Annotated in this window: 18 protein-coding genes; 14 read left to right on the top strand and 4 right to left on the bottom strand. The window is 72.9% G+C overall.

Annotation, left to right across the window (positions count from 1 at the left end):
- Positions 1-98 precede the first annotated feature (98 nt).
- Complete coding sequence (locus tag AC0AIB_RS05190; RefSeq protein WP_465096120.1) at positions 99-1,691, bottom strand: class I adenylate-forming enzyme family protein; 1,593 nt, start codon at positions 1,689-1,691, stop codon at positions 99-101.
- Positions 1,681-3,246: an NAD(P)-binding domain-containing protein gene (locus tag AC0AIB_RS05185; protein WP_328348136.1), complete on the bottom strand. Its 1,566-nt coding sequence runs from the start codon at positions 3,244-3,246 to the stop codon at positions 1,681-1,683. Before AC0AIB_RS05185 ends, AC0AIB_RS05190 begins: the two co-directional genes overlap by 11 nt.
- Before the next feature lie 63 nt (positions 3,247-3,309).
- Here AC0AIB_RS05185 and AC0AIB_RS05180 point away from each other — a divergent pair, with 63 nt between their 5' ends.
- The 12 genes from AC0AIB_RS05180 to AC0AIB_RS05125 all read left to right on the top strand — a co-directional run bounded on the left by AC0AIB_RS05180 (position 3,310) and on the right by AC0AIB_RS05125 (position 16,759).
- Positions 3,310-4,827: an HAL/PAL/TAL family ammonia-lyase gene (locus AC0AIB_RS05180; RefSeq protein WP_328348134.1), complete on the top strand. Its 1,518-nt coding sequence runs from the start codon at positions 3,310-3,312 to the stop codon at positions 4,825-4,827.
- Positions 4,817-6,379, top strand: a complete 1,563-nt coding sequence (locus AC0AIB_RS05175) for an FAD-dependent oxidoreductase (RefSeq protein ID WP_442930762.1) — start codon at positions 4,817-4,819, stop codon at positions 6,377-6,379. Before AC0AIB_RS05180 ends, AC0AIB_RS05175 begins: the two co-directional genes overlap by 11 nt.
- A gap of 1 nt (position 6,380) precedes the next feature.
- Positions 6,381-7,442, top strand: a complete 1,062-nt coding sequence (locus tag AC0AIB_RS05170; protein ID WP_328348131.1) for an alpha-hydroxy acid oxidase — start codon at positions 6,381-6,383, stop codon at positions 7,440-7,442.
- Positions 7,439-8,779: a cytochrome P450 gene (locus tag AC0AIB_RS05165; RefSeq protein WP_328348129.1), complete on the top strand. Its 1,341-nt coding sequence runs from the start codon at positions 7,439-7,441 to the stop codon at positions 8,777-8,779. Before AC0AIB_RS05170 ends, AC0AIB_RS05165 begins: the two co-directional genes overlap by 4 nt.
- Positions 8,776-10,041 (top strand): cation:proton antiporter, encoded by a 1,266-nt coding sequence (locus AC0AIB_RS05160; protein WP_328348127.1) that lies wholly within the window; start codon positions 8,776-8,778, stop codon positions 10,039-10,041. Before AC0AIB_RS05165 ends, AC0AIB_RS05160 begins: the two co-directional genes overlap by 4 nt.
- A 74-nt stretch (positions 10,042-10,115) precedes the next feature.
- Complete coding sequence (locus AC0AIB_RS05155; RefSeq protein ID WP_328348125.1) at positions 10,116-10,763, top strand: response regulator transcription factor; 648 nt, start codon at positions 10,116-10,118, stop codon at positions 10,761-10,763.
- Entirely contained in the window at positions 10,763-12,043 is a 1,281-nt protein-coding gene (locus AC0AIB_RS05150) for a sensor histidine kinase (RefSeq protein WP_465096119.1), read from the top strand. Before AC0AIB_RS05155 ends, AC0AIB_RS05150 begins: the two co-directional genes overlap by 1 nt.
- 135 nt (positions 12,044-12,178) lie before the next feature.
- Positions 12,179-12,586 carry a YciI family protein gene (locus tag AC0AIB_RS05145; protein ID WP_465096118.1) on the top strand — a complete coding sequence of 136 codons (408 nt, stop codon included), beginning with the start codon at positions 12,179-12,181 and terminating at the stop codon, positions 12,584-12,586.
- Positions 12,587-12,590: 4 nt separating this feature from the next.
- Positions 12,591-13,733 (top strand): RNA polymerase sigma factor, encoded by a 1,143-nt coding sequence (locus AC0AIB_RS05140; RefSeq protein WP_328348120.1) that lies wholly within the window; start codon positions 12,591-12,593, stop codon positions 13,731-13,733.
- A gap of 90 nt (positions 13,734-13,823) precedes the next feature.
- Positions 13,824-13,949, top strand: a complete 126-nt coding sequence (locus tag AC0AIB_RS05135) for a hypothetical protein (RefSeq protein ID WP_269458973.1) — start codon at positions 13,824-13,826, stop codon at positions 13,947-13,949.
- A 129-nt stretch (positions 13,950-14,078) separates the two neighbouring features.
- Entirely contained in the window at positions 14,079-15,149 is a 1,071-nt protein-coding gene (locus AC0AIB_RS05130; RefSeq protein WP_465096117.1) for a TauD/TfdA family dioxygenase, read from the top strand.
- A 275-nt stretch (positions 15,150-15,424) separates the two neighbouring features.
- Positions 15,425-16,759 carry an RNA-guided endonuclease InsQ/TnpB family protein gene (locus AC0AIB_RS05125; RefSeq protein ID WP_465096159.1) on the top strand — a complete coding sequence of 445 codons (1,335 nt, stop codon included), beginning with the start codon at positions 15,425-15,427 and terminating at the stop codon, positions 16,757-16,759.
- Here AC0AIB_RS05125 and AC0AIB_RS05120 read toward each other — a convergent pair.
- Together AC0AIB_RS05120 and AC0AIB_RS05115 are read right to left on the bottom strand one after the other, a co-directional pair.
- On the bottom strand, positions 16,674-19,007 hold the full coding sequence (locus AC0AIB_RS05120) for a cytochrome P450/oxidoreductase (RefSeq protein ID WP_328348115.1): 2,334 nt from the start codon (positions 19,005-19,007) through the stop codon (positions 16,674-16,676). The two genes, AC0AIB_RS05125 and AC0AIB_RS05120, sit on opposite strands and share 86 nt — an antisense overlap.
- Before the next feature lie 137 nt (positions 19,008-19,144).
- On the bottom strand, positions 19,145-20,227 hold the full coding sequence (locus AC0AIB_RS05115) for an NAD(P)-dependent alcohol dehydrogenase (protein ID WP_465096116.1): 1,083 nt from the start codon (positions 20,225-20,227) through the stop codon (positions 19,145-19,147).
- Between the two features lie 72 nt (positions 20,228-20,299).
- Between AC0AIB_RS05115 and AC0AIB_RS05110 the strand changes: the two genes are divergently transcribed.
- Both AC0AIB_RS05110 and AC0AIB_RS05105 read left to right on the top strand, forming a co-directional pair.
- Positions 20,300-21,769, top strand: a complete 1,470-nt coding sequence (locus AC0AIB_RS05110) for an aldehyde dehydrogenase family protein (protein WP_328348111.1) — start codon at positions 20,300-20,302, stop codon at positions 21,767-21,769.
- A complete protein-coding gene (locus tag AC0AIB_RS05105; protein ID WP_328348109.1) occupies positions 21,766-23,028 on the top strand; it encodes a PucR family transcriptional regulator in 1,263 nt (420 codons plus the stop codon). The genes AC0AIB_RS05110 and AC0AIB_RS05105 overlap by 4 nt, the downstream gene beginning before the upstream one ends.
- Positions 23,029-23,102 lie beyond the last annotated feature (74 nt).

Here is a 23,102-nt window from a genome sequence, read left to right as displayed (position 1 = left end):
CGTCCCGGTCGATCTCGGACCGCACGGCGAAGCCGGCCGGCACGGCACCCACCAGCGCCAGCACACCATCGCGACGTCCGCGTGTGCTGTCCGACGACTCAGGAGCGGCCCACCGCGCCCAGGGCATGTTTGTCGGGTTTGCCGCTCGGCCCGACGGGGACCCCCGTGATCTCTTCGACGGTCCTCGGGGCCGCGGCCTCCCCCAGGGCCGCCACGACCCGGGCGCGTAACCGTCCGGCATCCGGCGAGTGGCCGGCGGCCGGCACCACGTACGCGTGCACCGCCTCGCCGGTGACGTCGTCGGGGCGGCCGACCACGTACGCCTCGGCGACCGAGGGGTCGGCGGCGAGGACCCGTTCGATCGGGCCGGCGTACACCAGGTTGGCGTTGACGATGACGACGTCCCGGACCCGACCGGCCAGGTGCAGGTAGCCGTCGGCGTCCAGCCGGGCCAGGTCGCGGGTGCGCACCCAGCCGTCGGTGAACACGTCGGCGGTCTCGACCGGGTCCGCCCAGTAGGCGGTGGCCTGCGCCGGGGTCCGGACGAAGAGTTCACCCTCGGTGGCGGGGCGGCCGTCCGCGTCCCGGATCGACAGGTCGACCACGGCGGGTGCCCGGCCGACCGAGGCGAGCCTGCCCGGGTCGGCCAGCAGCTCGCCCGGGGTCACCATCGCGATCATGCCGGTCTCGGTCTGGCCGTAGCCGTGGAAGACCACCGGGCCGAGCACGTCGAGCGCCTCGGCGAGCCGGGACGCGGTGAGCGGGGAGCCGGAGACGACGAGGGCGCGCAGGCTGCCCAGGTCGACCGGGTCGGTGCGCTGGTCGCGGACGAGTTGGTGCAGCTTGCCGACGGTGATCACACTCGCCGTGGCCCGGTGCCGGGTGACCATGCCGGGGAAGCCCGGCGGGCGGGCGGCGACCAGGGTGCCGCCCGCGGCGAGGGTGAGGATGCCGTACTCCAGCATCACCTGGCTGCTCAGCGAGCCGAAGACGAGGTAGCGCCCCAGCCGGGGGGCGAGTTCGGCGATCGCCGGCGGCCACCGGTCCGGGTACGGCGCCCAGGCCGCGCTCATCGCCGCGTACGTCTGGGCGCAGCCCTTGGGACTGCCGGTGCTGCCGCTGGTCCAGGTGATCCTCGCGATGTCGGCGGGCCGGCCGGCGGCGACAAGCGGGGTGCCGTCGTCGGGGGTCCGCGCCAGCGTGGCGAGCCGGGCGTCGTCGACGAGCAACGCGTCGCCGCCGCCGGGCATCCGGTCGTGGTGCGTCGGGGTCAGCTCGGGCCGGAGCCCGGACACCCGGGCGCCCACGGCGAACGCCGCGACGACGGCGGCGAAGGCCTCCGGGGTGACCCCGAGCCGCAGCGCCACCCCGGTACCCGGCCCGATGCCGGCGGCGCGCAGCCCGGCGGCGACGCGCCGCACCAGCCCCGACATCTCGGTCGCGTCGACGATCCGGTCGCCGTCCTCGAACACCGGCCGGTCGCCACCGGTGGCGAGCAGCCGCAGCACGGGCTGCGGCCAGACCTCACCACCGGTGGCGGTCCCGCCGGCCGGCTCGCCGGTCGCCGCGCGGCGACCTGCCCGGCCGTCCCCCGCCGACTTCGGGACGACCGGGCCGGACTCAGCCGGCAGCAGCCCGGCCGGGTCGTGCTCCGCCGAGAGCAGCCCGGCCGGGTCGGGCTCAGCCGGCATCGGACGGCACGTCCCCGGCATCGGTCAGCACACCCTTGAGGAACTGCGCGAGGGGTTGCTGGTGTACGCCGGGGATGTCCCAGTTGTTCTCCAGGTTCTCCGCCAGGTGGTGCGTGGCGACGACCCGGCCGCCCCGGTGCACCCGGACGACGGGGTGCAGGTAGCTGGCGTCGTGGGCGCGTTCGGCGTCGTTCTCGGCGATCCGGGGGATCGTGACGTCGAACGGGTCGACCTGGTCGTGGTCCGGGCCGTACTCCAGGGTGGTCACCAGGGCGAACGGTTCGGGGCCGAGGCCACCGTCGCGCAGGTGGGCGACCGGCACCTCCTCGTGGTAGCGCGCGGTGCCGTCGGAGATGACCACGACGTCGCCGAGGACGCCGAACTGCTGCCACAGCGCCGAGGTCCGGTTGATCCGGGAGATGATCGCGTCGGTGATCGCCTCCGGGGTGCCGTCCAGCGTGGTGGACGGCCACGGGGTGCCGTGGTGCCGGGCGGCGAGCATCCGGTGCAGGGCGCGTACGCCGTACCGGAAGCCGTGGATGAAGCCGTTCGTCGAGCGCTTGAAGTCGCGTTGCTGGGTGAGGGTGCCGGCGAAGTACAGGCCGGGCACGTTCACCGACTCGAAGCCGGAGGTCTGCTCGGGGAAGCGGTCGTCGATGACCAGCCGGGGCCGGGCCGACGGGTCGAAGATGCTCGCGTCGAACCGGAAGCCGGTGCAGAGGATGACCCGGTCGTAGTCGAGCTGCCGGATCGACTCGCGGGTCCGGGCGTACCGGAAGTCGACCCGGTAGCCGCCGTCGTCACGTCGGGCGATCCGCTCGACGGTGCCGTCGAGCACCGCGTTCTGCGACTTGAGCTGGTAGGTGTCGAGGAAGTTGTTGTTCACCGCGCGCAGGTGCCCGACGTAGTGGGTCTGCCAGGCCAGCCGGATCGAGTGCGGGCCGGCGACGTGGATCACCGCGGCGGTCTCGACCAGGGCGTCGGCGGTCTCGAAGGCCGAGTTGCCCTTGCCGATGACGAGGACCCGCTGGTTGGTGAAGTCGTCCGGGTCCACGCTGACGGTGTCGTACCGCTCGGCGAGGTCGACGCCGTCGATCGGCGGGACGTACAGCTGGGAGACGCCGGTGGCGACGACGACCCGGCGGGCGGTCAGGGTGTCGGTGTCGGTCTCGACTGTGAACAGTCCGCCGTCGCGGGCGATCCGGGTGACCCGGGTGTCGTAGCGGATCCGCAGGCCCTCGGCGAAGGCGGCGAGGTAGCGCACCAGGTCGGCCGCGTCCGGGAAGTAGCGCCGGCTGAAGTTGCCGAACCGCAGCGCGGGGTCGTCGGTGAGCAGCGAGTTCCAGTCGGAGCGCAGGTTGAACTCCGGATCGTCGGAACCGGTCCAGACCTTGTTGATGGAGATCAGTTTCCGGTGCCGCGGATAGGTGGCGAAGAACGTCCCCGGCGTCGGTCCGGCCTCCAGCACCAGGTGGTCGCGTCCGTCGCGCTCCAACAGGGCGGCGAGCTGGAGCCCCGCCGGCCCGGCTCCGATGATCAGGTAGTCGAGCGTCATGCGGCGCACCGTATCGGCCTGATTTCAGAGCGTTCTGAGATTTCGTCTCTAGGGTCCGGTCACATGACGACAGAGATCGATCTCGCAGCCCCGCTGCGGATCGCCGACCTGAGCGCCGCCCGCGATCCGGTCCGGGTGGTGGTCGGGTCGGCGGTCCGCGACCGGGTCACCACCACCCGCCGGTTCCTGTCCGAGGTGCTCGGCGAGGACCGCGCGGTGTACGGCAGCACCACCGGTTTCGGTGCCCTGGTCGGGTACGCGGGCCGGGCCGACCTGCGCGACCAGGCCGACAACACCCTCGCCCACCTCGGTGCCGGCCAGGGTCCGGACCTCGCCCCCGAGATCGTCCGGGCGACGGTGCTGGTGCGGGCGTGGTCGCTGGCCCGGGGCGCGTCGGGGGTGTCGCCGCACGTGGTCGACGCGTTGGCGGCGATGCTCGGCACCACCTTCGTGCCCGCGGTGCCGAGGCTGGGTTCGGTGGGCGCCAGCGGTGACCTGATCCCGCTGGGCGCGGCGGCCCAGGCGCTGCGCGGTCGCGGCCACGCCTACCTCGACGGGGTACGCCTACCGGCGGCCGAGGCGTTGGAGAAGGCGGGCCTGCAACCGCTGCCGTTGGACGGTCGGGACGCCCTGGCCCTGGTCAACGGCACCTCGCTGACCACTGCGGCGACCGCGCTGGCGTTGTCCGCCGTCCGCGCCGCGCACCGGGCGGTGCAGGTGCTCACCTGCCTGCTGGCCGACCTGCTCGGGGCTGATCCGCAGTTCCTCGACGCCCGGCTGCTGCGGGCGTACGGCCATCCGGGCGCGATCGACGTGGGCGCGTCCATGCGGCGGGTCGGTGCCGGGCTGGTCCCGTCCGGCGAGCGCCCGTTGCAGGAGCCGTACAGCATCCGGTGCGCGCCGCAACTGCTCGGTGCGGCCGAGGACGCGTTGCGGCACGTCGATTCCGTGGTCACCGCCGACCTGGGCAGCGTCAGTGACAACCCGCTGTTCTTCCCCGACGACGATCTGGTGGTGCACGGCGGCAACTTCTTCGGGCAGCCGGCCGCGTTCGCCGCCGACCTGCTGTCGATGGTGGTGGCGCAGGTGGGAAACCTCGCCGAACGGCAACTCGACCTGCTCGTCGACCCGCACCGCAACGGTGGCCTGCCGCCGATGCTGGCCGCCGGCCCGGGGCAGCAGCACGGGCTCCAGGGGGTGCAGTTGGCCTCGACCGCGCTGATCGCCGAGATCCGCCGGGACGCCGTGCCGGCGAGCATGCAGAGCCTGCCGACCAACCTGCACAACCAGGACGTCATCCCGCTCGGCACCCAGGCCGCCCTGCGGGTATGGGACCAGGCCGGGCTGCTCCGGCTGATCGTCGGGTCGCTGGCGCTGGGGCTGCGGCAGGCCGCGTACGTGGGGGCGCGGACGCCGACCGCGCCGGGCTGCGGCGAGGCGCTGGCGGCGCTGGTCGCGGCGATCCCCCCGGTCGACCCGGACCGGCCGTTGGACGGCGACGTGCGGCGGGCCGCCGACGTCGTGGACGAACTCGGACTCTCGCTGACCTCTCTCACCCTGGATGGCCGTCGTGACGCTTGACTACCTGATCATCGGAGCCGGACCCGCCGGCCTGCAACTGGCCGCGCTGCTGGAGGCCGACGGCCGGCGCGACTATCTGGTGCTGGAGGGCGCTGACATCCCCGGCGCGTTCTTCGCCACCTATCCCCGGCACCGGCAGCTCATCTCCATCAACAAGCCGCACACCGGCTCCGACGACCCGGAGGAGAACCTGCGGCTGGACTGGAACTCGCTGCTCACCGACGACCCGGCGCTGCGGTTCACCACGTACACCGAGCGGTACTTCCCGGATGCCGACCAGATGGTCCGCTACCTGGCCGACTTCGCCGCGAAGACCGGGGTGAAGGTGCGCTACGGCACCCGGGTGACCTCGGTGTCCAAGGTGGACGGGGTCTTCGAGGTGCGGGCGGGGGAGACCTTCCGGGCCCGGCGGGTGGTCGTCGCCACCGGCGTGTCCCGGCCCTACCTGCCGGACATCCCGGGCCTGGAACTGGCCGAGCGGTACGCGGACATGCCCGTCGACCCGCGCGACTACCTCGACCAGAAGGTGCTGATCATCGGCAAGGGCAACTCCGCCTTCGAGACCGCGGACAGCCTGATGGAGACCACCACCCTGATCCACCTCGCCGGGCCGAGTTCGGTGCGGATGGCCTGGCGCACCCACTACGTCGGGCACCTGCGCGCGGTGAACAACAACTTCCTTGACACCTACCAGTTGAAGTCGGCGAACGCGATCCTGGACGGCCACGTCCGGCGGATCACCCGCGACGACGACGGCTACACGGTGACGTTCGCGTTCTCCCGCGCCGACGAGGTGACCAAGGAACTGCGCTACGACCGGGTGCTCGTCTGCACCGGCTTCGCCTTCGACGCGTCGATCTTCGACGACTCCTGCCGGCCGGAGCTGGCGATCCGGGACCGTTTCCCGGCGCAGACCGCGCAGTGGGAGTCGGTCAACGTGCCCGACCTGTTCTTCGCCGGCACCATCACCCAGGAGCGGGACTTCAAGCGCTCGACCAACGGGTTCATCCACGGCTTCCGCTACGGCGTACGGGCCCTGCACCGGATCCTCGAACGCCGGTACGGGGACACGCCGTGGCCGGCGGAGAAGCTGGACGCCAGCGGCGCGTCGATCGCCGACGCCGTCATCGCCCGGGTCAACCGCACCTCCGCCCTGTGGCAGCAGTTCGGTGTCCTCGCCGACGTGGTCACCGTGGCCGGTTCCGACGCCCGCTACCACGAGGAGGTGCCGGTGGAGTACTTCGCCCAGACCGGCCTGCGGACGGCCGACCACGACCATTCCGACGCCTTCGTGGTCACCCTGGAGTACGGCCCGGAGCACGACCAGGTGGACCCGTTCGACGTCACCGTCCGCCGGGTGGCGCAGGACGTCGTCGGTCAGGCGCACGACGCCGCGTACCTGCATCCGGTGGTGCGCCACCACCGGGCGGGGCAGGTGGTCGCCACCCACCACCTTGCCGAGAACCTGGAGAACCGGTGGGACCGGCCGGAGGTGCACGTGACGCCGTTGGCCGCCTTCGTCGACCGCTGCCTGAGCAGTGTCGGGGACTGACGTGCCGGCCGCCGACGAGGTGGGGCTCAACCTGGCCGACGTGGCCGCCGCCGCCCGGCGTCGCCTCGACCCGGTGCACTGGGACTTCTTCGCGGGCGGGGCGGGCGACGAACGTACCCTGCGGGCCAACGAGGCGGCCTTCGCCCGGCGCTGGCTGCGGCCCCGGGTGCTGCGCGGCACCGGCGCACGCGACCTGCGGATCTCGCTGTTCGGTGATGCGGTCTCGATGCCGGTGCTGGTCGCGCCGACCGCGTTCCACCGGCTGGCCCACCCGGACGGCGAGGTGGCCACCGCGCGGGCCGCCGCCGACGCCGGCACGGTCATGGTGGTGAGCATGGCGGCCACCCGGCCGGTCGAGGAGATCGCGGCGGCCGGCGGGCCGCTGTGGTTCCAGCTCTATCCGCACGCGGACCTGGCGTTCACCAGCACCGTGGTCCGGCGGGCGGTGGCCGCCGGCTGCCGGGCCCTGGTCGTCACTGTCGACTCGCCCGTGTTCGGTCGGCGCGAGCGCGACCTGCGGCACGGCTTCGTCGACCTGCCGCCCGGCCTGGTCTGCGAGAACATGCGCGACGCGAACGGCCGGGTCCGGGACGTCGAGATGAACGACGGGACGGGCTGGGAGCTGATCTCCGTGCTGCGCGGGCTCACCTCGCTGCCCATCCTGCTCAAGGGGGTGCTGCACCCGGACGACGCCCGACTGGCCGTCGACCACGGGGTGGACGGGGTGCTGGTCTCCAACCACGGCGGCCGGCAGCTCGACGGGGCGCTGGCCACCCTGGACGCGTTGCCGGCCGTCGTGGCGGCCGTCGGCGGACGGGTGCCGGTGCTTGTCGACGGTGGCCTGCGGCGGGGCGTCGACGTGGTGGTCGCGCTGGCGCTCGGCGCGACGGCCGTGCTGGTCGGCCGCCCGGTGCTCTGGGGGTTGGCGGTGGGCGGCGCGGTCGGGGTGCGGCACGTGCTGGAACTTCTGCGCGCCGACCTCGACCGGGCGTTGGCGCTTGTCGGTGCCGCCCGACCGGGCGACCTCGGCGTCGACCTGGTCAGCACCGGGGCCCCGGGATGAGCGGGCCGGTCGGGCTGGTCGTGCTGGTCGCGCTCGGGGTGGGCTGGACCCTGCCGCGCTGGCTGCCGGCGACTGTGGTGCGGCTGCGCCAGTGGGTGTTCGCCAAGGTCAACGGCGGGGAGGGCATCCCGGTGCCGGGCCCGCTCGTCGACGTCGAACACTTCGAACGGGTCTACGCGGACCCGGCGGCGGACGGGCGTAGTCGGGGTGCCGGCCTCTCCGACCTGTTCTGGTACTGGCTCTCACCCGGGCCGCACATGCACCAGGAGCACCTGGAGCCGGGGGAGCGCTACCGGACGGTGGCCGGGGTGACCCGGCGGGTGCTCGCCCTGCGCCCGCAGCGGGCCGACGCGCTCGCCACCGCGGCCACCCGGCGGGTGCTCGACGAGCTGCCGGCCGGGCGGATCCACCACGTCCGGCTGCGGGACCTGATGATGCCGGTGTGGGCGGAGGTCTTCCACGAGCTGATCTTCGGCGAGGTCTGCCCGCCGTCGGTCCGGGCGCTGATCGTCGCCAACGCCGCCGACGTGGCCGCCGCCCTGAAGTGCACCGGGCTGCGGCACCTGGACCGGCGTGACCCGCTGACCAGGTATCTGCGCGGGCGGGTCGAGGCGGGCACCTGCCCGGTGACGCTGCCGGCGCCGTTCACCACCGAGGAGACGGCCTGGTACCTGCACGGGGCGTTCGGCACCACCGCCGTGGTGCAGATGTCCGAGGCGATGGCCCACGTGCTGCTGGCCCTGGCCACCCGCCCGGACCTCCAGCGTGGCCTCGACGACGACGACGCGCTGGACCGGGTGATCGACGAGACGCTGCGGGTGCACCCGCTCTTCGGCGTGGCCCACCGGATCACGTCCGCGCCGATCGTGCTGCCCACCGGGGTCACCCTGCCTGCCGGCTCGGTGCTGCTCTTCAACTACCTGGCGTTCCAGCGCAGCGGGTCGGCCGCCGACGAACGGTTCGACCCGGACCGGTGGCGCACGCTCAGCCGCCGGGACGCCCGTTTCATCCCGTACGGCGTCACCGCGAACCGGGCCTGCCCGGCGCGCGGGGTCGCGCCGGTGATGATGCGCGCCGCGACCCGCGAGGTGCTGCGCCGGTACGCCCTGGCGTCCTCGGTCGCGCACAGCCGGTCGCTGCCCAGCCGGGGCCCGGCCTACCTGACCCCGGCCGGGGTGACCGGCCCGGGACGGTTCCGGCTGGCCGCGATGCGGTGGCGGGACCGCTGGGCCGACGTGGGGCGCAGTGTCCGGCAACTCGTGTTCGGCGCCTGGATGGTCGTCGACGCCCGACGGCAACGGTTGTGCACCACCTACTTCGAGGAGGCGGTCCGGTGACCCCGACACAGTTGGCACCACGGTTCTTCATCGCGGTCGCGGTGATCCTGATCTTCTGCAAGGCGGTGGCCTGGCTGCTCGGCCGGGTGGGTCAGCCCGCCGTGGTCAGCGAGATGCTCGCCGGCGTGCTGCTCGGCCCGTCGCTGCTCGGGCTCGTCCTGCCGGAGGTGAAGGACGCCCTGTTCCCGACCGCCCTGCTCCCGGTCCTCTACGTGGTGGGTCAGGTCGGCCTGGTGCTGTTCATGTTCCAGGCCGGGTACGCGTTCACCTCCCACCGGGTCACCGGCCTCGTCGGCACCGCCGGGCTGGTGTCGTTGGCCGGGGTGACCGCGCCGCTCGTGCTGGGGGTGGGGCTGGTCCTGGTGACCGCGGACGCGGTGCCGATGCGGGCCGACGGGACGTCGATCGGCGTGTCGGCCGCGTTCGTCGGGGTGGCGCTGGCCATCACCGCCTTTCCGATGCTGGCCCGGATCATCACCGAACGCGGGCACGCCGGGACCAGGCACGGCACCCTGTCCCTGGCCAGCGGCGCGCTCGACGACATGGTCGCCTGGATCATGCTGGCCGTGGTGCTGGCCTTCGCCTCCGGCCGGGCCGGGCCGGCGATCGTCACCGCCGGTGGCGCGGTCCTGTTCGCGCTGCTGCTCTGGCTCTGCGGGCGGCGGGTGACCTCGGCGCTGATGACCAGTCCCCGCCTCAACGACGGCGCCCGGGTGCTCGGCACGGTGGCCCTGCTCTTCCTGGTCGCCTGGTACACCGACGAGATCGGCCTGTACGCGGTCTTCGGCGCGTTCGCGGTCGGGGTGGTGATGCCGCGCACCGACAACACCGACCGGGTGGTGGACACCCTCACCCCGGTCGCCGCGACGGTCTTCCTGCCGTTGTTCTTCACCTATTCGGGGCTGCGTACGGAGTTCGGGCTGCTGGGCAGCGCGCCGGTGCTGCTCTTCGCGGTGGCCTGTGTGACCGTGGCGATCGTCGGCAAGTTCGGGGCCTGCTGGTCGGCGGCCCGGTTCCGGGGTGAGTCGCAGGGCGTCGCGTTGCGGGTGGGCGCGCTGATGAACGCCCGGGGACTGATGCAGCTCATCGCGCTCAACGTCGGGTTGGAGGCGGGCATCGTGAACTCGTCGTTGTTCACGGTGCTGGTGGTGGTGGCGCTGGTCACCACGATGATGACGACGCCGTTGCTGAGCTGGATCGAACGACGGGAGGCCCGCAGGGGCACCGGCGTCCGGCCCCCGGTGCTCGCGGTAGCGAAATGATAAAAAGATAGCTATCACTATTTAGCCGCACTCTGTGCGATTGTGGACGCATGCGCGGGGGAGGACCGAACCGGTTGCTGTTGGTCGAGGACGACGAGGAACTGGCCGGTCTGCTCACCGAGACACTGGTCGGTGACGGGTTCGTCGTCGACCACGCCTCGGACGGCCAACGTGGTCTCCATCTCGGACTGACCCGCACCTACGACGTGATGGTGATCGACCGGATGTTGCCGGCGCTCGACGGGCTCGACCTGGTCACCCGGTTACGCTCGCGGAAGATCCCGGCCCGCGCGCTGATGCTCACCGCGCTCGGCACGGTGGGCGACCGGATCGCCGGCCTGGACGCGGGCGCCGACGACTATCTGATGAAACCCTTCGACCTGGACGAACTGACGGCCCGGATCCGGGCGTTGTGCCGGCGCACCGCCGAGTCGGCCAACGTCCTGCGCATCGGCGCCGGACTGCTCGACCTGACGCCCCGCGACGCGGTGCTGGCCGACGGCACCCGGGTGGCGCTGTCCGCCCGCGAGTTCGAGCTGCTGCGGGTGCTGGCGGCCCAACCGAACCTCGTGCACTCCCGGGCGGAGCTTCGCCGTCGGGTCTTCGACGAGGCCGCGGCGGCATCGATGGTGGACACCTACGTCTACTACCTCCGCCGCAAACTCGGCCGGGCGGTGATCCGTACCGTGCACGGGCTGGGCTACCGGATCGGAGCGCTCTGATGGAGCTGGTGGAGCAGGCGATGGTCCGCCGGGCCCGGCTGCGGATCGGCCTGCTGGTCGGGTTGGCCATCGGGGGCCTGCTGTTGTCGGCCGGCGGCATCTCCTACGCCGTCCTGGTCCGCAGCCAGGAGGCCCAGATCCAGCGCGAGCTGGCCTGGGGCACCAGCCACGCGGTCATCGCCGGCCCGCCCGCATGCAGCTGGATCTTCCAGTACGACGGAAAGACGGTGGACACCGGCGTCAACCCGCCCCCGCCCGGCTTCCCGCTGGCCGGTGCGCTGTCAGCGGTGGCGGCCACCGGGAGGACCGAGATCGACGCCGTCACCCGCAACGGCACGACCTACCACGTGCGCACCGAGTCCCGGGACGACGGGATGGTCGTCCAGGCCGTGTTCGACGCGCGCTTCCAGTTGTCCGACCGCCGGCACCTGCTGCTGGCGTTCAGCCTCGCCGCGGCGGTCGGACTGCTCGTCGCCGTGCTCACCGGCGCGCTCGTCGGTCGTCGGGCCGTCGCGCCGCTCGCCGAGGCGCTGACCCGGCAGCGCCGGTTCATCGCCGACGCCAGCCACGAGCTGCGTACGCCGATCGCCCAGGTGCACATCCGCGCCCAGCTGATGGCCCGGCGGGCGCGTAGCGGTGGCAACGCCGTGCACCTGGAGGACCTGGACCGACTGATCGGCGGCACCCGCCGACTCGGTGAGATCGTGGACGACCTGCTGCTCTCCGCCCAGCTCGCCGCCGCCCCCGCCGACCGCCGGACGTACCCGTCGGTCGACCTCACCGGGCTCGTCGGGGCGGCGGTCGCCGCCGAGGCGGACCGGGCCGCCGAACGCCAGATCACCCTGACCGTGGACCTGCCCGGTGACCCGCTGCCGGTGTCGGGGGTCGAGTCGGCGTTACGTCGGGTCGCCGGTGAGCTGCTCGCCAACGCGCTCGCCCATACGCCCCCCGGGGGGCGTATCGACGTGTCGCTACGGGCCGGCGGCGACTACGCCGAGTTCGTGGTCGCGGACACCGGGGACGGGTTCGACCAGGCGGACGCCCGGCGCATCTTCGACCGGTTCCACCGGGGCGGAGGCTCCGGGGAGCATCGCTTCGGGCTGGGGCTGGCCCTGCTCCAGGAGGTCGTCACGAGCCACCGGGGCACCATCGAGGCCGAGGGCCGTCCGCACCAGGGAGCGGTGTTCACGGTGCGGCTGCCCGCGACCCGACCACCTCGTGCCACGGAGCGGGTCTCGGCGATCCGACGGCTGCGGGTACGGCAACTGGTCGAACGGTGAGCCGGCGGTCACCACAGCCGGCACCTCCGGCGGAAAAAAGAACCCACCCGTGATGTCGAGAACGGGGAGCCGGCGTCGTCCCCGGGGTGAAACGCGGCCAGAATGGCTGTCGTACCGGCACCGAGGAGAACACCGATGGCGAAGTACCTGCTGCTCAAGCACTACCGGGGCGCTCCGGCCGCGGTCAACGACGTACCGACGGACCAGTGGACGCCCGAGGAGATCTCGGCGCACATCCAGTACATGAACGACTTCGCGGCCCGGCTGGAGGGCACCGGGGAGTTCGTCGACGGTCAGGCGCTCGCCCCCGAGGGGACGTTCGTCCGCTACGACGGCGAGGGCCGTCCACCTGTCACCGACGGCCCCTTCGCCGAGACCAAGGACCTCATCGCCGGCTGGATGGTGATCGACGTCGACAGCTACCAGCGCGCCGTCGAGCTGGCCGGGGAGCTGTCGGCCGCCCCTGGGGCGGGCGGGAAGCCGATCCACGAGTGGCTGGAGCTGCGCCCGTTCCTGACCGAGCCGCCGACCATCACCGAGTGACCTGATGGACGCCGACCTGCTGCGCCGCCTCACCCCGGAGGTGCTCGGGGTGCTGGTCCGCCGGGGAGCCGACTTCGCGGCGGCCGAGGACGCCGTGCAGGACGCGCTGGTGCAGGCGGTCGGGGTCTGGCCTGCCGATCCGCCCCGGGATCCGAAGGGTTGGCTGGTCACGGTCGCCTGGCACCGGTTCCTCGACGCCACCCGGGCGGACGCCGCCCGCCGTCGGCGGGAGGACGTCGTCGTCGAGGAACCGGTCCCCGGGCCCGCGTCCGGGCTGGACGACACGCTCCAGCTCTACTTCCTGTGCGCCCACCCGGCGTTGACCCCGTCGTCGGCGGTCGCGTTGACCCTGCGCGCCGTGGGCGGGCTGACCACCCGCCAGATCGCCCAGGCGTACCTGGTGCCGGAGGCGACCATGGCGCAGCGGATCAGCCGGGCCAAGCGCACCGTGTCCGGCGTACGGTTCGACCAGCCGGGGGACGTCGCCACCGTGCTGCGGGTGCTGTACCTGGTCTTCAACGAGGGCTACTCCGGTGCCGTCGACCTCGCCGCCGAGGCGGTCCGGCTCACCCGGCAGCTCGCGGCGGCGATCGACCACCCCGAGGTGGCCGGGCTGCTCGCCCTGATGCTGTTGCACCACGCCCGACGCGCCGCCCGGACCGCGCCCGACGGCGCCCTGGTGCCGCTCGCGGCGCAGGACCGCACCCGGTGGGACACCGCACTGATCGCCGAGGGGGTGCGGATTCTCCAGGCGGCCCTGGCCCGGGACCGGTTGGGCGAGTTCCAGGCCCAGGCCGCGATCGCGGCGCTGCACGCCGACGCGCCCACCGCCGAGGAGACCGACTGGGTGCAGATCGTCGAGTGGTACGACGAACTGCTGCGGCTGACCGACAGTCCGGTGGTCCGGCTCAACCGCGCGGTGGCGGTCGGCGAGGCCGACGGGGCGCGTGCCGGTCTGGCGGCCCTCGCGGCGGTGGACCCGGCGGTGCCCCGCCACACCGCCGTGGCGGCGTACCTGCACGAGCGCGCCGGTGACCTGGCGACGGCGGCCCGGCTGTACGCCGAGGCGGCCCGGCGGGCCGCCCACCTCGCCGAACGCGATCATCTGCTCCGCCAGGCCGGCCGCCTCAACACCCGCCGAGCCTGAGGCGATGCGGATTGCGAGATGCCGTCTCTGTTGACGGCGTGACAGGGGTTGGTTAGCCTGGAACGACAATCGCCAGCCGCAGGAGACGCCATGATCCGAGTACCGCAAGGTCCTGGATTGCTGGTGCGCGGTTACGAGGAGCCGCTGCGGGTGCACCCGCCGCGGGAGGGCATGCGCCCCGGGACCGCCGCCGGGGACCCGCAGACCCCGTTCTGATGGATCGGCCCGCCGTCCCCCGATCGGGACCCGGCGGTCGCCCACGTCGTTGTTCCACCCGGTGAGTGGCCTCGCCCCCGCCGGGACACCGACCCTTATCCGCAGAACCGAACCTCGGAGCGCACCATCATGACCACCGCAATCGATCTCGCCCCCATCTCCGGCCCGTCCGCCTGGCGCGGCGACGAGCTGCGTACCTCGACCGAATGGGTCTACCAGCTCAGCGACGCCGAGCGCGCCGAGCTGGAGACCGTCGGCCGCCGGTTCGTCGCCGACGACCCCGACCTGCGTACGGTGACCGCCGCCGACTACCCGCTGCCGGCCTGCGCCGTGCTCAACGAGGAGTGCGCCCGCCAGCTCGACTCCGGACGCGGGTTCATCCTGGTCCGGGGTCTGCGCACGGAGGAGTACGGCGACACCCTCGCCGGGGCCATCTTCTTCCTGATGGGGCTGCACCTCGGCGTGCCGATGGGGCAGAACCAGATGGGCGACGTGCTCGACCACGTCATCGCCACCTCCAACAAGACCCTCGACGACCCGTCGGCCCTGCCGTCGCGGGTCCGCGACCGGCTGCCGTTCCACTCCGACAGCTCCGACGTGGTGGCGCTGATGTGCCTGCGGGCGGCCAAGGCCGGCGGGGCGAGCAGCCTGGTCAGCGGCACCACCATCTACAACGAGATCCTGCGCCGCCGGCCGGACCTCGCGCCGCTGCTGTTCGAGCCGTGGCACTGGGACTGGTACAAGCAGGACCACGAGGCCCCGGCGAAGACCTACACCTCGCCGATCTGCAGCTACGTCGACGGGGTGTTCAGCACCTACGCCGGTAGCTCGATGATCTTCTCGGCGCAGGACTACCCGGAGGTGCCCCGGCTCACCGAGGCGCAGATCGAGTTGCTGCACCTCTACGACGAGGTGTCCCAGTCCGCCGGCCTGGCGCTGGACATGGACTTCCAGCCCGGCGACGTGCAGTGGCTGCTGAACTACGCCGCCCTGCACTCGCGTACCGGTTACGTCGACTTCCCGGAGCCGGAGCGTCGTCGGCACCTGCTGCGCCTGTGGCTCAAGCGCGACGTCGGCCGGCCGCTCGTCGACAGCTTCGGCAAGCACGTGGTGACCGACCGGGAGGCCGTCGTCCTCGCGCCGGGTGGCCGGTTCCGCATCGCCGAGGCGGTCGAGCCCAACTTCGAGTGGGGCAACTGACCCACCGGCCCCTCGTCAGGACGGCCCGCAGCGCCCCAGTGTCGTGGCGCGGCGGGCCGTCCGTGTCTGTCCACCGCCTGGGGCGGGCCGTCCGGCTGCGGCCGGCCGTGCCACGCGACGCCCGGCCCGGCCATGAGGGCAGCCCGGCCATGAGGGCAGCCCGGCCATGAGGGCAGCCCGGCCATGAGGGCAGCCCGGCCCTGGGGAGGCCAGGGCCGGATAGCTCGTCGGTGGACAGCCGCACGGGCCGGCCCCAAGGGGAGGGCCGGGCCGTGATGATCGTGCAGCTCCGTTACCAGTTCCGCGTCTACCCGACGCCCGGCCAGCAGATCGAGCTGGCCAGGGTGTTCGGGTGCGCGCGGGTGGTTTTCAACGACGGGCTCAGGCTGCGCCAGATGGCGCGGGAGGCAGGCGAGAAGTGCATCTCCGACGGCGACCTGTCGAAGCGGGTTATCACCCAGGCCAAGGCCACCGAGGAACGGGCCTGGCTGGGCGAAGTGTCGGCGGTGGTGTTACAGCAGGCCCTCGCGGACCTGAACACCGCGTACCGCAACTTCTTCAACTCGCTGTCCGGCAAACGCCAGGGCCGCAAGGTCGCCCCGCCTCGGTTCCGGTCCCGTAAGGACAACCGGCAGGCGATCCGGTTCACCCGCAACGCCCGGTTCAAGGTCCTCGACAACGGCCGCCTGCGGTTGCCGAAGATCGGCGACCTCACGGTCCGCTGGTCACGCAACCTGTCGTCCGAACCGACCTCGGTCACCGTGATCAAGGATGCAGCCGGGCGGTACTTCGCCTCGTTCGTCGTCACCACCGACGACGAAACCCTGCCGCCGGTCGACTCCGAGATCGGTATCGACCTGGGCTTGACCCATTTCGCGGTCATGTCCGACGGCACGAAGGTGACCGCCCCGAAGTTCCTGCGCCGCGCGGCGCGCAAGCTCAAGCGGTTGCGGCAGGCCCTGTCCCGCAAGACCAAGGGCAGCAACCGCCGCAAGAAAGCCGTCGTGCAGGTCGCTCGCGCTCACGCGCGGGTGGCCGATACCCGGCGGGACTGGCAGCACAAGCTCTCCACGGCGATCATTCGCGACAGCCAAGCGGTGTACGTCGAAGACCTGTGCGTCGTCGGTCTCGGCCGGACCCGGCTCGCCAAGTCCGTGCACGACGCGGGCTGGGCCGGTTTCACCGGCATGCTGGAGTACAAGGCGCAGCGGTATGGGCGTACCTTTGGCCGGGTGGACCGGTTCTTCCCGTCCACCCGGATGTGCTCCGGCTGCGGACGGATCAACGACAAGATGGCGCTGAACGACCGGGAGTGGGACTGCCCGTGCGGCAGTCACCACGACCGGGACGTCAACGCCGCGAAGAATGTCAAGGCCGCCGGACAGGCGGACTTCAACGACCGTGGAGCGCAGGTAAGACCGGGATTCGTTCCGGCACCGCGCAGTGAAGCGGTAACCCACCCGGACGCCACGTGTTCCACACGCAGCGTGGAGGGAATCCTCGTCCTTGAGGGCGAGGAGGATGTCAAAGGTCGAGCACCAGCCGCTCCGAGCGGCACCTGCCGACACAGATCATCATGCTGCGGCCGGCGGCGCGCTCCTCGTCGGTGAGCAGCGAGTCGCGGTGTTCCGGCGTGCCGGCCAGCACCCGGGTCTCGCACGCGCCGCAGTAGCCCTTCTCGCAGTCGTACGTCAGGCCCGGCACCACCTCGCGCAGCACGTCGATCATGCGGCGGTCCCGTGGCACCCGCAGGGTCGCCCCGGTGCGCGCCAGGTGGACCTCGAACTCGGTGTTCGTCGCCGGGTCGAAGGCGACCTCCAGGTCGTCACCGGCGGTGAACCGCTCGACGTGCAGCTGCCCCGACCGGTCCGTCGCGGCGCAGACCCGCTCCAGCGCGTCGATCATGCCGCTCGGCCCGCAGCAGTAGACGGCGGTGTCCGGCCCGGTGGCGTCGAGCAGCGCCCGCAGGTCGGGCAGGCCGGCCTCGTCCTGCGGCAGCAGGGTGGCCCGGTCCCCGGCCAGCGCCAGCACCTCGTCGACGAAGGCCATCGAGGCGCGGGTACGCCCGCCGTACACCAGCCGGAACGGCACGCCCCGGCGGTCGGCCTCGCGGGCCATCGCCAGGATCGGGGTGATCCCGATGCCGCCGGCGAGGAAGAGGTAGCCGGGGGCGTCGACGAGTGGGAAGTGGTTGCGTGGGCCGCGCACCGAGAGGGTGACGCCCGCGCGGGCCAGCGCGTGCAGCTCCACCGAACCACCCCGGCCGGCCGGCTCGCGCAGGGCCGCGATCCGGTAGTGCCGGGTGTCGGCCGGGTCGCCGCAGAGCGAGTACTGCCGGACCCGCCCGGACGGCAGCCGCACCTCCAGGTGCGCACCGGGTGCCCAGGGCGGCAGCTCCGCGCCGGTCGGGTCGGCCAGGCGTACCTCCAGCACCTCGTCGGTGGCGGTGGTGGTGGCCGCCATGACCAGGTCCCGGTCGCCGGTCAGGCTGGCGGCGGGCCGGGTCCCCGCCGCGTCGGCGTCGCGACGGGGACCCGGAGTGAAGACGGCCGGGATGGCGTCCCAGCCGCTCTGGTTGCCCCGGGTGGGGTAGGCGACGAGGCCCTCCTCCACGACCCGGAAGTCGGGCAGCCTGGTGAGCACCTGCGTGATCATCTCGCGGAACATCAGCCGGGCCAGGTGGGCGCCCGCGCAGCGGTGGGTGCCGATGCCGAAGCTCAGGTGCCGGGCGGCGTCGCGGTCCAACCGGAGCTGCTCGGGCTCGGGGAACACCACCGGGTCGTGGTTCGCCGCGACCCAGGGGATCAGCACCCGCTCGCCGGCGGCGACCGGGCAGCCGCCGACCTCGGTGTCGGTGCGGACGGTACGCGCCATCGACTGCGACGGGGCGAACACCCGCAGGAACTCGTCGGTGGCGGTGAGCAGCAGGTCGGGGGAGTCGATCAGGCGCTGCCGGTCCTCCGGGTGGCGGCTCAGGTGTACCAGGGTGGAACCGGTCAGCGAGGTGGTGGTGTCCACCCCGCCGGCGATCAGCAGCCCGATGACCGAGACCAGCTCGTCGGCGGCGAACAGTTCCCCGTCTCCGCGGCGCTGGGCGGCCAGGTAGCTCACCGCGTCGCCGGTCGGCGCGGCCCGCCGCTCGACGATCAGCTCCCGGATCCGCTGGTCCAGGTAGGCCAGGCCGGCGGCCCCCCGGACGGCCCGCTCGCTGCCGGGCAGCGCGGCGAAGATGTCGTGGATCGGGCCGGCCAGCTTGGCCCAGTCGGATTCGGGGAAGCCCAGCCAGTCGAGGGTGACGGCGGCCGGCAGCGGGTTGGTCAGGTCGCGGACGAAGTCCACCGACCCCTCGGCGATGAAGGCGTCCACCACCCGGGTGGTGTGCCGGGCGACCATCGGAGCCAACTCGGCCACCGCGTCCTGGGTGAGCAGCGGGTTGATCAGGTCGCGGTAGCCGGTCGCGGCGGGCGGGTCCAGCTCGATCGGGTACTGCTCCAGGCCGGGTCCCCGGGGGATGACGATGGCGGTGCCGTCGCCGCCGGCCGTGGTCCGCGCGGAGGAGAACGTGTCGTCGTCGCGGGCGATCCGGACCACGTCGGCGTACCGGGTGGTGTAGACGAAGCCGCCGTGCGCGTCGGTACGACCCACCGGGCAGGTCTGCCGGAACTCCCGGTAGTAGCCCACCGGGTCGGTGTTGCACTCGGCCGAGTGGTGGTCGAAGGGCGCGACGGGCCGGTCCTCGGTCGCGGTCTGCGCTGTGGCCGGGGCGGTGCGCTGCTGTTCGGTCATCGGGACGTGCTCCACAGGTGCGGGACGCTGCGCGGTGTTGCCCAGCCGCGCCACTGGGTGTGGGTCTGCCACCAAGGGTAATGTCGCTCACATTGCGAGACAATGTTTCACGATGAGATGCAGGTCTGTCGATGTTGGTCGGCCGGGCCGGATCGGCGGGCCGGATCGGCGTCGGGAGGCGACCGCCGGCCCGGAGGAGGGGAGCCCGGTCAGAGGGTCAGTACGGCCTTGCCGACCTCGCCGGACCGGATCGCCGCCACCGCCTCGTTGATCTGCGCGAAGGGGAACCGGGCGATCAGGCGGTCCACCGGGAAGTTGCCGGCGGCGTGCAGGTCCAGCAGCTTGGGCAGGAAGACCTGCGGCAGGCTGCTGCCGCCGATGATGCCGGTGATGCTGCGGCCGTTGAGCACGCTGCGCCACTCGAAGCTCATCTGCTCGCTCGGGCCGATCCCGACCACGCCGCAGCGGCCGAGCGGGCCGAGCGACTCGACGGCCAGCCGCAGCACGTCCTCCCGGCCGGTGGTGTCGATAGCGACGTCGAAGCCGTGCGGGGCGATCGCGGTCAGCAGTTCGCGCGGGTCGCCGTCGGTGGAGTGCACCCCGTGGGTCGCGCCGAGCAGTCGGGCAGTGTCGAGCTTGCCGGCGTTGACGTCGACCGCCGCGACGACTGCGCAACCGGCCACCCGCGCGGCCAGGATCGCCGCCACGCCCACCGCGCCGGCACCGAAGACGACGAGCGAGGAACCGACCTCCGGGCGCAGCACGTTGAGCACCGCGCCGGCGCCGGTGCCGAAGCCGCACCCGAACGGGCCGACCACGCCCAGGTCGATCTCCTTGCTGATCGGCACCACGGCGCGGGCCGGGGCTACCACGTGACTGGCGAACGACGACTGGCCCAGGAAGTGGCCGTTCACCTGCTCCCCGTCGCGGGACAGCGCCGAGCTGCCGTCCGGTCGCCGGCCGGTGAAGTTGACCGCGTCGAACCGGCGGCAGTAGGCGGGGTTTCCGCCCCGGCAGAGCGGGCAGTCGCCGCAGGAGGTGAAGCTCATCGCGACGTGGTCGCCCGGGGAAATGCCGGTGACCCGCGCGCCGACCTGCTCGACCACCCCGCTGCCCTCGTGGCCGAGGACCGCCGGGGTGGGGAAGAAGTTGGCGAACTCCAGGTCGGTGGCGCAGATCCCGACGCTGTGCACCCGCACCAGCACCTCGTCCGGCCCGGGGTCGGCGAGGTTGATCTGCTGGAGGGTGAACGGCCCTCCCGCGCTCTCCAGCACCGCCGCTGTGATCCGCACGCGCCCTCCTAGTGACTCATAAAGCGAGATTGCATCTTGACATGCGAAACGTGAAGGGTCAAGGATTCGCACATGGCTGACCTGGACATTCCCACCGCCCGCCAGCTGATCGACGGCGACTGGACCGCCGCCGCCGACAGCGGTGAGCTACCGGTGCTCGATCCCGCCACCCGGGAGACCATCCAGTCGGTGGCCCGTGCCGGCGCGGTCGACGTCGACCACGCCGTCGCCGCCGCCCGGCGGGCCGCCCCCGGCTGGGCGGCCACCTCGCCCAGCGAGCGCGGCGCGATCCTGCGCCGCTGGGCCGACCTGATCGGCGCGCACGTCGAACAGCTCGCTGAGCACGAGGCCCGTGACGTGGGCAAACCCCGTTCCGGCGCGCGGCTCAACATGTACATCGCCCAGGGCATCGTCGACTACTTCGCCGGGGCCGCGGACAAGCTCACCGGCGTCACCCTGCCCACCCGTACGCCTGACTACTTCGGCTACACCCGGCCCGAGCCGTACGGGGTCTGTGCGGTGATCATCCCGTGGAACGTGCCGGCCGTGCTCACCGCCGCGAACGTCGCCCCGGCGCTGGCAGCCGGCAACACGGTGGTGCTGAAGCCGTCCGAGGTAGCGCCCCTGTCGCCGTTCGCGCTGGCCGAACTGGCCCGTCGGGCCGGCCTGCCGGCGGGCGTGCTCAACGTGGTCACCGGGCTCGGCCCCGAGGTGGGGGTGGCGCTCACCGGGCACCCCGACATCGACCACATCAGCTTCGTCGGCTCGACGGTGACCGGCCGGGCCGTGATGCGGGCCGCCGCGCAGCACCTGGTGCCGGTCAAGCTGGAGTTGGGTGGCAAGTCCCCGAACGTGGTCTTCGCCGACGCCGACCTGGACGTGGCGGTCCCGGCGATCATCGCCTCGATCACCGAGAACGCCGGGCAGAACTGCTACGCCGGCTCCCGGCTGCTGGTCGAGGAGTCGATCCGGGCGCAGGTCGTGGAGCGGGTCGCCGCCGGCATGGCGGCGATCCGGACCGGCCCCTGGGACCAGGACCTGGACATGGGGCCACTTGTCAACCAGGCCCAGTACGAGCGGGTCCGGGGCTTCCTGGCGGAGGCTCCGTCCGCCGGGGCCCGGCTGGTGACCGGCGGCGAGCCGGCCACCGCCGCGTTCGACGACGGCTGGTACGTCGCCCCGACCGTCTTCGACGGGGTCTCCTCGGACATGCGGCTGGCCCGGGAGGAGGTCTTCGGCCCGGTGCTGGCGGTGCAGGGCTTCCGGGGGGTCGATGAGGCGGTGGCCCTGATGAACGGCACCGACTTCGGGTTGCTGGCCTGCATCTGGACCAGCGACGTGTCCCGGGCGCTGCGGGTGGCCGGGCTCGCCCGCTCCGGGCAGGTGGCGGTCAACCAGTTCCACGACGCCGGAGTGATCGGCTTTCCGTTCAACATGCAGAAGGAGAGCGGCTTCAGCCGGGGCGGCGGCTACGCGGCGCTGCGCGAGTACACCCAGGAGAAGGCCGTCGCGGTCCGGCTGCTCGACCGACCGTCGGCGTGAGCCGACCGGGTGAGCTGGCGGCGGCGCGACCACGGCTGGCCGTCGCCGCCGGGCCGCCGCCGGCCGCGTTCGCCCAGTGGCTCACCGAACTCGCCTTCGCCGGCACCGGCTGGCCGGAGCTGCTGGCCGCGCTGGCCGAGCGGACCGGGGCGGCCTGCCGGCTGGTGGCCGAGACGGGGGAGCTGCTCGCCGCCAGCGACGGCGCGGACGGCCCTCGTTGCGCCGCCGCGCCGGACGACGTGCGCCGCGCCCTGGTCGCCCAGGATGCCCGCCGACCCGTACCGGGCGGTCGGGCCGGCGGCGCGGGGGTGCCGGGCGGCGTGCCGACCCCGGTGCGCTGTGCCGACGGGTGGACCGGTCGGGCGGTGGCGGTGGGCACGGGGTCCCGCCGGCTCGGCGCGCTGCTGCTGGCCGAGCCGGTCACGGCGGGGCAGTTGGCGTTCGCGGGGGCCGCGACCACCGCACTGTTGATCGAGGCGGTCCGGCACGAGTCGCCACCGCCTGCCGTCCGGGACGCCGCGACGGTGCTGCGGGCCCTGCGCGACGGCCTGGGCGACCCCACCGGGTCGTCACCCGGACCCACTGGGGGCGAGGCCGAACTGCTGCGGGCGGGCGCGGCGCACGGCTGGCGGTTGGACCAGCCGCACGCCGTCGCCGGGATCGCCTACACGGGGGCGCAGCAGCGCCGCTGGGCGTCCGCGCTGAGCTGGCTGGACCGGCCGGTGCTGGCCGAGGGGCGACGGGCCTGGACGCTGCTGCACGGTGACGTGGAGCGGGAGGTGACCCGGTTGCGGGTCCGGTTGGACCAGATCGTGGGGGCCGGTCAGGTGCGGGTGGTCGCCGGGTCGCTGGTGACCGGGCCGGCCCGGACGGCGGTCTCGTTCCGTGACGCGGACCGGTTGCTGCGCCTGCTGCTGCGCTCGTCGGACGAGCGGCCCGAGCTGCCGTTCGGCCAGGCCGGGTTGGCGCAGGTGCTGCTGGCCGTGCCGGACGAGCGGCTGCGCTGGTACGTGCACCGGCACCTGGGGCCGATCGCCCACCGCGACGACCTGCTGCGCACCCTGGACTGCTGGTTGGCGACCGGGGGCAGCCGGCAGGCGGTCAGCGAACGGCTGCATCTGCACCGCAACTCGGTGGGCTACCGGGTCGGCCTGATCAAGCGGCTGCTGGGGGTCGACCCGCTCGACCCGCAGACGGTCGCGGTGTTGCGTACGGCGCTTGCCGCGCGGGAGTTGCTGGCCGCGTCCGAGGCCGGTTGATGCCCTGGTGGGTGGCCTGTGAACGGCCTGGACGACCAGCTTCGTTAACCGTTCCGCCTCTTTTGCGGCAAGCC

The organism is Micromonospora sp. DSM 43699, from assembly GCF_055517075.1.
This window is presented reverse-complemented; position numbering and strand designations above follow the sequence as displayed.